The 11,789-nt window shown below is 47.7% G+C and carries 9 protein-coding genes; 6 read left to right on the top strand and 3 right to left on the bottom strand.

The window, feature by feature from the left end:
• Nucleotides 1-142 precede the first annotated feature (142 nt).
• Nucleotides 143-997, bottom strand: coding sequence for an SDR family oxidoreductase (locus CPA45_RS12750; RefSeq protein ID WP_096651939.1), 855 nt, complete (start codon nucleotides 995-997; stop codon nucleotides 143-145).
• Nucleotides 998-1,509: 512 nt separating this feature from the next.
• On the opposite strand from CPA45_RS12750, the gene CPA45_RS12745 reads away from it, so the two are divergent.
• Complete coding sequence (locus tag CPA45_RS12745) at nucleotides 1,510-1,704, top strand: hypothetical protein (protein ID WP_096651937.1); 195 nt, start codon at nucleotides 1,510-1,512, stop codon at nucleotides 1,702-1,704.
• Between the two features lie 92 nt (nucleotides 1,705-1,796).
• On the opposite strand, the gene CPA45_RS12740 is transcribed toward CPA45_RS12745, so the two are convergent.
• Nucleotides 1,797-2,756: a hypothetical protein gene (locus CPA45_RS12740; protein WP_096651935.1), complete on the bottom strand. Its 960-nt coding sequence runs from the start codon at nucleotides 2,754-2,756 to the stop codon at nucleotides 1,797-1,799.
• 41 nt (nucleotides 2,757-2,797) lie between these two features.
• Nucleotides 2,798-4,138, bottom strand: a complete 1,341-nt coding sequence (xseA, locus tag CPA45_RS12735; protein ID WP_096651957.1) for an exodeoxyribonuclease VII large subunit — start codon at nucleotides 4,136-4,138, stop codon at nucleotides 2,798-2,800.
• A gap of 156 nt (nucleotides 4,139-4,294) precedes the next feature.
• Between xseA and guaB the strand changes: the two genes are divergently transcribed.
• The 5 genes from guaB to CPA45_RS12710 all read left to right on the top strand — a co-directional run bounded on the left by guaB (nucleotide 4,295) and on the right by CPA45_RS12710 (nucleotide 11,787).
• Nucleotides 4,295-5,764 (top strand): IMP dehydrogenase, encoded by a 1,470-nt coding sequence (gene guaB, locus CPA45_RS12730; protein WP_096651934.1) that lies wholly within the window; start codon nucleotides 4,295-4,297, stop codon nucleotides 5,762-5,764.
• A gap of 157 nt (nucleotides 5,765-5,921) precedes the next feature.
• Nucleotides 5,922-7,499 (top strand): glutamine-hydrolyzing GMP synthase, encoded by a 1,578-nt coding sequence (gene guaA / locus CPA45_RS12725; protein WP_096651932.1) that lies wholly within the window; start codon nucleotides 5,922-5,924, stop codon nucleotides 7,497-7,499.
• Between the two features lie 79 nt (nucleotides 7,500-7,578).
• On the top strand, nucleotides 7,579-8,754 hold the full coding sequence (locus CPA45_RS12720; protein WP_096651930.1) for a DNA cytosine methyltransferase: 1,176 nt from the start codon (nucleotides 7,579-7,581) through the stop codon (nucleotides 8,752-8,754).
• Nucleotides 8,755-8,764: 10 nt separating this feature from the next.
• Nucleotides 8,765-9,772, top strand: a complete 1,008-nt coding sequence (locus CPA45_RS12715; protein WP_096651928.1) for a phosphoribosyltransferase-like protein — start codon at nucleotides 8,765-8,767, stop codon at nucleotides 9,770-9,772.
• Entirely contained in the window at nucleotides 9,769-11,787 is a 2,019-nt protein-coding gene (locus CPA45_RS12710) for an ORC-CDC6 family AAA ATPase (RefSeq protein WP_096651925.1), read from the top strand. The genes CPA45_RS12715 and CPA45_RS12710 overlap by 4 nt, the downstream gene beginning before the upstream one ends.
• Nucleotides 11,788-11,789 lie beyond the last annotated feature (2 nt).

Genomic DNA, 11,789 nt, shown 5'->3' with positions numbered 1-11,789 from the left:
CTACCACGCGCCAAGGGAGATCGAGAAAATCGCGGAAGCAGCTTAATAAAAGTGTCCGCTACGACTTGACCAGAACATACTGCGCCGTGCCATAGCGCACACGGCCTTCTGCGTAGTAGCGCTGAATACGAGCCAAGCGAGGCTAAGTGTTAAGAACAACTCCGCCATTTAAGTGCAGCGTTTGGCCGCTCATATAAGAAGACTCTTCACTGGCCAAGTAGACATACGCGGGGCCCATTTCGCTAGGCTGGCCTGGGCGCTTCATGGGCACTTGGTTACCAAACTCGGCTACTTTCTCTTTATCAAAGCTTGCTGGGATCAGTGGTGTCCATACTGGCCCGGGCGCCACGGCGTTTACGCGAATACCACGATCCATCAATGATATGGCCAGCGAACGTACCAGACCTTGAATGGCACCTTTAGTCGCCGTGTAATCAATCAGGGTGTCGTTGCCTTTAAATGCATTAATGGAAGATGTTGCGATAATGGTATCGCCTTCGCTTAAGTGGGGCAGCGCTGACTTGGTGAGATAAAAGTGGCTGAAAAGATTGGTCTGAAAGGTACGCAGTAGTTGGTCATCAGGAATATCAGTGATGTCATCCCAATCGTACTGTTCAGCGGCGTTATTGATGACGATATTGATCTTGCCGAAGTGGTCTAAGGTGCGCTTAACGATCTCACGGCAAAATTCGGGCTCTGCCACATCGCCTTTCAATACCAAGCAGCGGCGACCCTCAGTTTCTACAAGCCGCTTGGTCTCCGCGGCATCTTTATCTTCTTGCAAGTGCACAATCACACTGTCTGCGCCTTCGCGGGCATAGTGAATGGCCACAGCACGGCCGATGCCGCTGTCACCGCCGGTAATAATCGCCACTTTATCACGCAGCTTTTCAGCGCCTTGGTAGCTGTCGCGAATGTACTCAGGCTCAGGGCGCATGACGTGTTCATCGCCCGGCTGCTTATCTTGATGCTGGGGTGGTTGCTGTTGATCACTCATGTGCGGTCACTCCATTGTTGGCACACTAATGGTTGGCAGACTGTTAAAGCATCACTAACGAGCGGCTTTAAGAGTGAGCCTTCGCTAGTGTTGGTGTAAACGCTCATGTCCTAGAGCGCCTTCACGCTGTTAACGTAGACCAAGGTTTTGAGCGGGGCAAACTTCTGGTTGGTGTGTTTAAGGAGAGGTTATTGATAGGCGGAGAGTTGGTGGTTCTACTTTTTGATAGTTTTAAACTATTTTTTATCAAGGCTGATGATTTTTGAGAAAAGATAAGATTGTGTTTTAACCGATTATTATTTAAAGATTTTTATTTTTATTATGTTTTTCATTACAGAAGGTGCGAATTGTAAGTTGTGAGAGAGGAACTACAGTGAAGGCAGGTTGGATAATAGGTTGGTGCCTAGATACCGCTGACTTTTACGTTTATCACGGAATCCAGTAAGCATTCAGGGAGCCTCATTAGTGAGTGAGGCTAAGAAGCCAAGACCACATGACACAAGGATGAAGCAATGAATCAATCCACTGAAAATGGCAAGCAAGCACCTAAAGATCACGACGACCATCATGACGAAGGCAATCCAATGCCGGATACACACCATGTCAATCCTAAGTCCGATGGTAAACAGCCGGATGCTAAACAGACTGATGATGACAAGGCTCGTGATGATAAGTCTCGTCAAAAAACTGGCAGTGGTAAGAAATAGTCGACCACTGGTTATATAAAGCAGAAGGTGCAAAACAGCAGGGGGCTACTGATACCGGCAGCGCCCTGAGTCATGAATAGAACCCACGCTGACTACACTTCCACATTGATGGTCGGTGTTATGGATACCGAGACATCACTGGCGGGTAATAGCTGCCCTAATGATGAGTAAAGGGCGTCGGAGGTGGATGTCGCTATGGCTTGGTCCGTCTTTTCCATGGCCTCTTCTGCTTTCTTTAGCTCACGGCGGGCTTCTTTATCTTCTTCTCTCAGCCGAACCTTGAGCTCGTTCGCTGCTTCTCGAAGCTCTTTTTGAGCTTCAGTCAGTATGCTGCGTAGCGCGTGTTCACTAGCGCTGGAGCCGGTGGATGTTGCTCGGCTATCGTTATTTTGCTGCGTAATGTCAGGTAAGTTGGGCAGCAATACGACTGTGTCATCTTTAACAAAGTCTTTAACAAAGCCCGCTGCGTTATCCTCAGCAGTTTGTTCAACTGCGCGTTTGGCATCGTCCTCTGCCGTTTTTACATCGGCTTGGTTGCCTCCATCGCTACTGGCTTGTGAGGCCGCTGGGTCAGCACCACCAGCTGAATCTACTGCTTGTTGAGCCGCTGCTGGCTGCATCACGGATGGCGTAGCGGTCATGCCAACACCCTGGCTGCCCAAAAGCTTAGCTGCGCTGGCCAGCTGATTAGCGACACTTTTAAGCTCCTTCGCTATGCTCTTCAGTCGTTCAGGCGAGGCAAAGCGCATCATCGCTTTAAGCATTTCAATACGCTGGCGCAAGGAGCCTACCTTCTCGGAGGCGCGCTGTTGGGACAACTCCTTGGAGCTTGGTAGTGATGCCAAGCTTTCAAACGCCTCCTGCTGTTTTTTGATGCGCTTTGTGAACGGGTCATCAGCAGTGGAAGGCTCTGGGGCAAGAGCGATGCTTTGCTGTTTAACACGGGTCGTCGCTGAAGTTAGCGGCATGCCTTGATTCAGTGGCGCAGCTTTATTTGGTGGCGTAGTTTGGCGATTATTAATCAGTGTGAATGACGAAAATCCTATCTTCATAACGGCCTCCTCTGCTGATTATTAGTTATCGGCCATTTTACTTAGGACTTTAGACGCCGTTTAACCTCCACGCTAAGCCTACCTTCAGCTAGCTTCAGCTTAATTTTTTGACCCGGCTGGGTATCATCTGCCCGGCGGATAACTTGGCCTTTCTCATCCTGAGCGATAGCATAACCGCGGCCTAAAACCGCCAGGGGGCTGATAGCATTTAACTCTCGGGCGGCGCTGTTTAGCCGAACCCGACGAACCTCAAGCGCACGCTGCATCGCTTTGCCCAAGCGGCGCTGTAGTTGGTCAACATACTCCTGCTCAGCGCGGTGCAAACGCGCCATATCCTGGCTGGATAAACGCCTTTCCAGCTGTACCACCTGGGCTTTTTGCCGGGTGAGCGTTTGCTGCATAGCGCGCTGTAAGCGTTGGGTGAGCGTGGTTAAGTGTTGGCGTTGGTGCTCAAGCTGCTCGCCGGGGTGGCGTAGCCGAGCACGCAGGGTATCCAGCCGTTGGCTGTCGCGCTCTAAACGGGCTTGCATGGCACGGTGTAGCCGGTTTTCGAGCTGCTCCAGTTGGCGGGTTAAGGTGTGTTGGTCTGGCACTAAATGCTCAGCGGCTGCCGATGGTGTTGGGGCGCGAACATCCGCTGCAAAATCCGCCAGAGTAACGTCCACTTCATGGCCCACTGCGGACATCACCGGCAGGCGGGAATGAAAAATCGCCCGTGCTAGATGCTCGTTATTAAATGCCCACAGGTCTTCCAGGCTACCGCCGCCACGGGTAACCAAAATCACATCTTGCTCGGGGTCTAGCCGCGCTTGGCGGTTAAGGAGTGCCAGTGCCGATATCATCGCTGGCGCTGCTTCTACACCCTGTACCGGCACTGGGATCAGTGTTACATCCGCCAGTGGCCAGCGCGTTTCCAACACTGCCAGTACATCGCGAATGGCGGCGCCAGTCGCCGAGCTTAAAATCAGAATCTTGCGCGGCGGAAAGGGCAGGGGGCGGGCATTGGCAAATACGCCTTCGCCTTCCAGCTGTGCTTTTAGGCGTTCAAATGCTGCTAACAGCTCTCCGAGGCCTGCCGCTTGCACTGCTTCCGCAATCAGTTGGTAGTCGCCGCGTGGCTCAAACAGCGAAACACGCCCACGCAGTTTTACCTGATCGCCATCGCGCATGGGGGCAGAAACAAACCGCGCCCGCTGACGAAACAGCGCGCAGCGGATCTGCGCCCGGTCATCTTTTAGGGTGAAGTAGACATGCCCCGACGCCGGGCGGGAAACATTAGAAAGCTCACCTTCCACCCATACCTCACCCACATCGCGCTCCAGGGTTTGCTTAGCACGCTGATTTAACTGGCTAACGGAGAGTGTTTTGGGCATTTCGGGCATGGGTTGGCCTGCTTGATAAGATAATGAACATAGCTTATTAGCCATTGGTCTTTATTGAAAACCTTCTTCACATTGCTGCTAGGGCCTTCGAAACGTTATAATGGGGGATTAACTTTTCACGCCCCATCTTCCCACTTCACATTGGGTGTTGCCGCTATGCTACGTATGGCCCAAGAAGCGCTTACGTTCGATGACGTACTTCTCGTTCCTGGCTTCTCCGACATTCTCCCTAAGGATGTCAGCCTCAAAACCCGCCTGACCCGCAATCTCTCGCTTAATATTCCGCTTGTTTCTGCTGCCATGGACACCGTCACTGAAGCGCGCCTGGCGATTGCAATGGCCCAGGAAGGCGGCATTGGCATCATCCATAAGAACATGACCATGTCTCAGCAGGCCGCTGAAGTGCGTAAGGTTAAGAAGCACGAAAGCGTGATTGTAAAAGACCCGGTAACCGTTAGCCCCAAAGCCAAACTGGAAGACCTGCTGGCCATGGCCCGCGAAAACGGCTTCTCTGGCTTCCCGGTGGTTGAAGGCGAAACCCTGGTGGGTATTGTGACCGAGCGTGATATGCGCTTCCAGCCCAACTACGGTGACAGCGTAGCGGACATCATGACCCCCCGCGAGCGTCTGGTGACCGTTAAAGAAGGCACCGATCTTGAAACCAGCAAAGCCAAAATGCGTGAACACCGCATCGAGAAAATGCTGATTGTCGACGATGCCTTCCACCTGCGCGGCCTGGTGACCTTCCAGGACATCGAAAAAGCCCGCACTTATCCGATGGCCGCTAAAGATAGCGATGGCCGCCTGCTGGTAGGTGCCGCCGTTGGCACCGGCCCGGAAACCCCGGACCGCGTTGCAGCGCTGGCTGAAGCCGGTGTTGACGTAATTATTGTTGATACCGCCCACGGCCACTCCCAAGGTGTTATCGACCGCGTTCGTTGGATCAAAGAGAACTTCCCGAAGATTCAGGTGATTGGTGGCAACATTGCCACTGGCGCTGCCGCCAAGGCGCTGGCCGAAGCCGGTGCCGATGCCGTTAAAGTGGGTATTGGCCCAGGTTCTATCTGCACCACACGCATTGTAGCGGGGGTGGGCGTACCGCAAATCAGCGCCGTTTCCAACGTTGCCGAAGCGCTAAAAGAGTTCGATATTCCCCTAATTGCCGATGGTGGTGTGCGTTTCTCTGGCGACTTGGCTAAAGCCATTGCCGCGGGTGCCAGCGCCATCATGGTAGGTGGCCTGCTGGCCGGTACCGAAGAAGCACCGGGTGAAGTAGAGCTGTACCAAGGCCGTACTTACAAAGCCTACCGTGGCATGGGCTCCATGGGCGCCATGGCACAGAATCAAGGCAGCGCTGACCGCTACTTCCAGGATAAGAGCGAAGGTGCCGAGAAACTGGTGCCGGAAGGCATTGAAGGCCGCGTACCCTACAAAGGCATGATGAGCGCCATCGTGCATCAGCTAATGGGTGGCCTACGCGCTTCCATGGGCTACACCGGCTGCCGTGATATTCAAGAAATGCGTACCAAACCGGAATTTGTCCAAATTACCGGTGCTGGCTTTAACGAATCCCACGTTCACGACGTGCAGATTACCAAAGAAGCTCCCAACTACCGGGTGAGCTAACCAGCGCACAAAGCCATGGAGCCTCTGATTAACGCAGTATGGTTAAGCGCAATAGCGAGTCAGAGGTTTCCAAGTTTAACGGCGGCGGGCACTGTGCCCCGCCGCTTGCTTTTTGGCCTTACCAGCGGCACCCACACCGCTCAACCGAGATACCGCCATGAGTGATATTCACGCCCATAAGATTCTGATTCTCGACTTCGGCTCCCAGTACACCCAGCTGATTGCCCGCCGGGTACGCGAAATCGGCGTCTATTCCGAAGTTCGTGCCTTCGATATCACCGAAGAAGAGATTCGCGAGTACAACCCCAACGGTATTATCTTAGCCGGTGGCCCTGAATCTGTGACCGAACTGGACTCACCACGCGCCCCACAGTGTGTGTTTGAAATGGGCCTGCCGGTGCTGGGTATCTGCTACGGCATGCAGACCATGGCCGAGCAGCTCGGCGGCAGTGTTGCTGGTTCCAACCAGAGCGAGTTCGGCTACGCGCAGATTCAAATCGATGCCGACAATGCCCTGTTCAACGGCATTAAAGACCATGTAGACGCTGCCACTGGCAAGGCCCTGTTGGATGTATGGATGAGCCATGGCGATAAAGTCGCCAAAGCCCCAGACACTTTCACCGTAACCGCTTCCACGCCAAGCTGCCCAATTGCCGCTATGGCATGGGAAGAGAAGCAGTTCTACGGCGTACAGTTCCACCCGGAAGTGACCCACACCCTGCAAGGCCAGCGGATTCTTGAGCACTTCGTGGTAGATATCTGTAAAGCCGAAAAACTCTGGACGCCTGCACAAATCATCGAAGACCAGGTACAGCGCGTGCGCGAGCAAGTGGGCGACCGCCACGTACTGCTTGGCCTTTCCGGTGGTGTCGACTCCTCCGTAGTTGCCGCATTGCTGCACAAAGCCATTGGCGACCAGTTGACCTGCGTATTCGTCGATAACGGCCTGCTGCGTAAAGCAGAAGGCGACCAGGTCATGGAAACCTTCGCCAAGCACATGGGTGTTAAGGTGATCCGCGTAGACGCGGAAGACTTGTTCCTCGGCAAGCTGAAAGGCGAGAAAGACCCAGAAGCCAAGCGCAAAATTATTGGCAACACTTTCATCGACGTGTTCGATGAAGAAGCCAGCAAGATTGAAGGCGTAGACTTCCTGGCCCAGGGCACCATCTACCCGGACGTAATCGAGTCTGCTGCCTCTAAAACTGGCAAAGCACACGTGATCAAGTCCCACCACAACGTAGGTGGCCTGCCGGAAACCATGAAGCTCAAGTTGGTCGAGCCGCTGCGCGAACTGTTTAAAGACGAAGTGCGCAAACTCGGTCTGGAACTCGGCCTGCCCTACGATATGGTCTACCGCCACCCGTTCCCCGGCCCCGGCCTGGGCGTGCGTATTCTGGGCGAAGTTAAAAAAGAGTACGCCGATATCCTGCGTGAAGCCGACGCCATCTACATCGAAGAACTACGCGCCGCCGGTTGGTACGAAAAAACCAGCCAAGCCTTCGCCGTGTTCCTACCGGTGAAATCCGTTGGTGTAGTAGGCGACGGCCGCCGCTACGAATGGGTTATCGCGCTACGCGCGGTAGAAACCATCGACTTCATGACCGCCCGTTGGGCGCACCTTCCCTATGAGCTACTGGAGAAGGTCTCCAACCGCATTATCAATGAGCTGGGTGGCGTTTCTCGGGTTACTTATGATGTGAGTAGTAAGCCGCCTGCTACTATTGAGTGGGAGTGAACCGCCAAATATTTGATATCCTTAAAAACCCGCCAGCAGGTGGGTTTTTAATTATTAATAGTTTTCTAGTTTGAGACTTATGGAAAAGTATAATTTCGTCAGCCTATTCGCTGGATGCGGGGGAATGGATTTAGGGTTTAAAAAGGCAGGATTTAATCCTGTTGTAGCATATGACATCTGGAATGTTGCTATTGAAAACTATCGGAACAATATAGGTGACCACGGCCAGGTGGTGGATCTTTCTAGCTGGTCGAAACCAAAAGATCTAAAGTGTGATCTTGTTTTGGCTGGATCACCCTGTCAGGGATTTTCAACAATAGGGAAAAGAGATGTTGAAGATCCTCGCAATAGCTTAATAAAAAAAGCAGTAGAAATAGCTTTAAGTTTAAAGCCGAAAATTATAGTGCTTGAGAATGTTCCTGGCCTTTTACAAGGCAAGCACAAAAAATATTGGAGCTTTATAATTAATGAGTTGCAGAGTAAAGGGTATCAAACGAAAACCTTTTTACTGGATGCGCGGGATTTTGGACTACCGCAATCTAGGAGGCGAGTGTTTATAATCGCCTCAAGTAGTAAAGCTGATTTTGATGCTTTCAATTTTTCTAGTGAAATTAAACCATTGTCGGAATGTTTGGAAAATGTACTGGGCCTTCCAAACCATGATCCAAATATATTGGATTTAAAAAGCAAAGATTACATCATTGCATCTAAAATAATGCCGGGAAAGAAGCTCTGTAATGTTAGAGGGGGTGAAGCATCGGTACATACCTGGGACATACCCGAGGTCTTTGGAAATATTTCGAAAAAAGAGCGTCTTGTATTAGAGGCTATTATGAGATTACGCCGGCGTAACCGAAGGAGAGAGATAGGGGACGCCGACCCGGTTGAGATAGAAAAGATTAACTTAGAAGTAGGGTTTAGATCTGATTTGTTAGTTAGTAAATTGATTGATAAGGGGTATGTGAGGGTAGTTGGGGGGTTTTATGATCTTGCTAATACCTTCAACGGTAAGTATAGAAGAGCAGACCCTAATGGTATATCTTATACTGTCGATACCAGGTTTGGCGACCCTAAGTGTTTCTTACACCCTGTTGAGAATAGAGGATTCAGTGTACGAGAAGCTGCAAGAATTCAAGGTTTTCCTGATGACTACATATTTACAGGAAATAAACGTGATCAGTACAAAATGATAGGGAATGCGATTCCACCTATTATGGCAAAGGGTATTGCAGAAAAAATACTCCAGATAATTTAGGTGCTTATGAATGAAAAGTGATCTTAATATAATAAATAAACTAGAGAAAAATATCGAAAATGACTTGTCTAGGCCAAGCAAAGCAAGTTATTTAAGAGCTCTTTATGAAACTTTAGCAGAGCACCTTTTTTATCAATATGAACCTACTAGGCGTTTTGGAGGTGATCGACTATCTAGGGACTTTATGATCAGGCTAAATGATTGGCTTGCATGCTTTGATGATGAAGAAGATCAATGGTTGGCTTTTAAATCCATTGAATACTTCTTTTTTGCTGGCCAATTAGAGTTTGAAGAATTGTATCGTTGTGCTGTTGATAATGTTATTAAACCCTGGGTTGTTGATATGGCCGATATTGACATTTTTGATAGCTTATCAGAGGAAATCTTAAATAATGAGTTAGAGAAAGTTTGGCCATGCCCTCTTACTGACAGCCTGAGAATTAATAGTTTTTTACATCTTACAGGCCTTTCTGGACAAAGTCTTAGGCCTGATTGGATGAGCTTAAATAGTTTGGGTGACCCTGATAAAATAAAAAAGTTTTGTTATGAAAAAGACCTTAAATATTTAGTGCTGTTAGAGGACTTTGTTGGTTCTGGCGGACAGATAGCCAGGATCTTAAAATTTATTTTTTCGGCCTTCCCAGGACCAATACTAATTGTTCCCCTCATAATTTGCGAGAAAGGGGATGAGAAAATAAAACAAAAACTCAAAGAGCTTGATAGAGTAAATATAAGTTACCAGCCGATAAGCGTGGTGCCTAGAGAGTGTTCTGTAACTAAAGACTTTCAAGATAACCAACCTGTATTTTTTGATAAGCTCAAGGCTACCTTAAAAAAAGGTTATGAAATCATAGGGCAAGATATGGATGGAGAGGAGTTTGGCTGGAAAGAGACAGGAAGTTTAATTGCTTTGTATAGCAATTGTCCAAATAATACTCCACCTATTTATCATAAGGTTTCGAAGAATTGGGCTCCTGTATTTCCGCGATATGATCGAGAAATGGAGATTAAAAAATGAAAAAATTTGACAACCCTTTTCATGATTTATGGGTTACCGAAATCTTATCTCCAATCGAATTTGTAAGTATGTTCAGCCCCATTGTGGCTTCACATGCTGAGGATCTCTTTGGAACTGGTAATGTTATAGTTAAGGGGAGGCAGGGCAGTGGTAAAAGTATGCTGTTGGGGCTATTAAGTACTAAAACCCGAATTGCTTATGAAAGAGCAAAGCAAACATACCCTGCTCCTCAGGGTTATAATAAGAAATTTATATCTGCTGGCATTCATCTTATAAAAGATAATCTACGAATTGTATCTTCACGCATTGATGAGAAAAAAGAGAATAGCCGTAAAGAGTGGGCGGCAGCAACTTTTTCAGATTATATGAATTATTTATTGCTAAGTGACTTGATTAGTAATATTTTATATTTGCATGATGAGCAATTAGAAGATGGTGTTCTTAAGGATGTGATTAAGGTAAATTTAAGTGATAGTAAGAATAAGTCATTTTCTTTGTTTATAAAAAAACAAGAAGTATGGGAAGGTTACTTAGATAGTTGTCTCTCGTTAGAGGAGATTGGAGATAGAGTAAAAGAACGTATTTCAACTTATAGAAGATTTTTTAATTTTAATTGTGATGTGTTACCTAGTGAAATAGAAGGGAGCAAAACCCTTATAGGAGAGCCTGTAGCAGTATTTGCTGATGCTTTACGAAAATTTGAGATTTTACCTGCTGAGACTCAAGTCTTACTCAGAATTGATCAACATGAAGAGCTATACGAGCTTGAGAAAAGTACTGGTCATGCAGATGTATACAGAGAGGTGATTAACCGGGCATTAGCAATGCGCGATGGTCGAGTTTCATATCGAGTAGGTACAAGGCATTATGCATGGCGAAATAATATTAAAATATGGGGTAGTGGCGCATTTTTAGAGAATATGCGGGACTATACAACCATCGATATCGATTATATTTTCAAAAGGCATGAAAATTCTTCTCTTGGAGCCTCATTTGATGATTTTGCAGAAGATGTTTTTATTAGAAGGCTAAAATCCTACGGAGTTGTACTTAATGAGATTAAAAATGAAAGTATTCTATCTGAGGTTTTTGGGAATACATTAAAACCTCGCGAAAGAGCACAGAGGTATGTAGGGAGTAAAGCGCTGAAAGAAAGCTTTTATACTGGGCTTTCAAAAGAATGGTGCCTTTATTTAAAAGAGCTATGGAGCATTAATCCACTTGAAGCTTGGCTGATAAGAGCATGGTTAGAACAGCGTCAACAAGTAAAAGATAATATAAAAGCTTCTGCTTTTCCAGAGAGTGAGTTTGATAAAAGCGTCAAAAAATATTGGATTAAAGAGCGTAATGAAGCAGCTCTTGTTCAAATAGCTGGTGAGATGAAAGAAATGGTTTTATGGAGTGGGAAAAGACATATTGTTGATTTATCAGGATGGAATATCCTCGCATTTATGACAATTTGCCGTGCAGTATGGGCTGCATGGCTTAGAAGTACTCCAGATGAGGTTTTAAGCTCTACGACACTACCTAGCATTGGTGTTGATAAACAAGTAATAGGTATCTATGAGGCCAGTAGAATATGGGCTGAAAAGCTTAAAGAAGGAGCAGATGGTGATAGGCGTTATGAGTTTATTAGTTTTCTAGGGTCTTGGTTCTCAAAAAAACTAAGGAATGACAAGGCCCTATCTAACCCTGGTCATACTGGGTTTTCACTTCTTAAACACGAGTTTGATAGAAGCTCGGATATTAATTATTTAATTAAAAGCTGCCGAGATCAGGGCGATCTAATTGAGTCAGAGCATACTACAAAAACTAAAGACGGCCTTTTAAGGATGAAGTGGTATTTGAATCCCTTGTTGTGCCCTTATTTTAGAATACCTCATGTCAGAACAAAAGAACCTATTTATATAAACCGAAATGAGCTTGAGTTGAATTTTTCAGCATTCGTACATAAAGGCGACGACAGCATTCTGGTTGACAGAAAGCCATTTCAAAATGATCTTTTTGGAGATTGACC

The sequence above is a fragment of the Vreelandella nigrificans genome, assembly GCF_002374315.1.
In the GTDB taxonomy this organism is placed as follows: domain Bacteria; phylum Pseudomonadota; class Gammaproteobacteria; order Pseudomonadales; family Halomonadaceae; genus Vreelandella; species Vreelandella nigrificans.
This window is presented reverse-complemented; position numbering and strand designations above follow the sequence as displayed.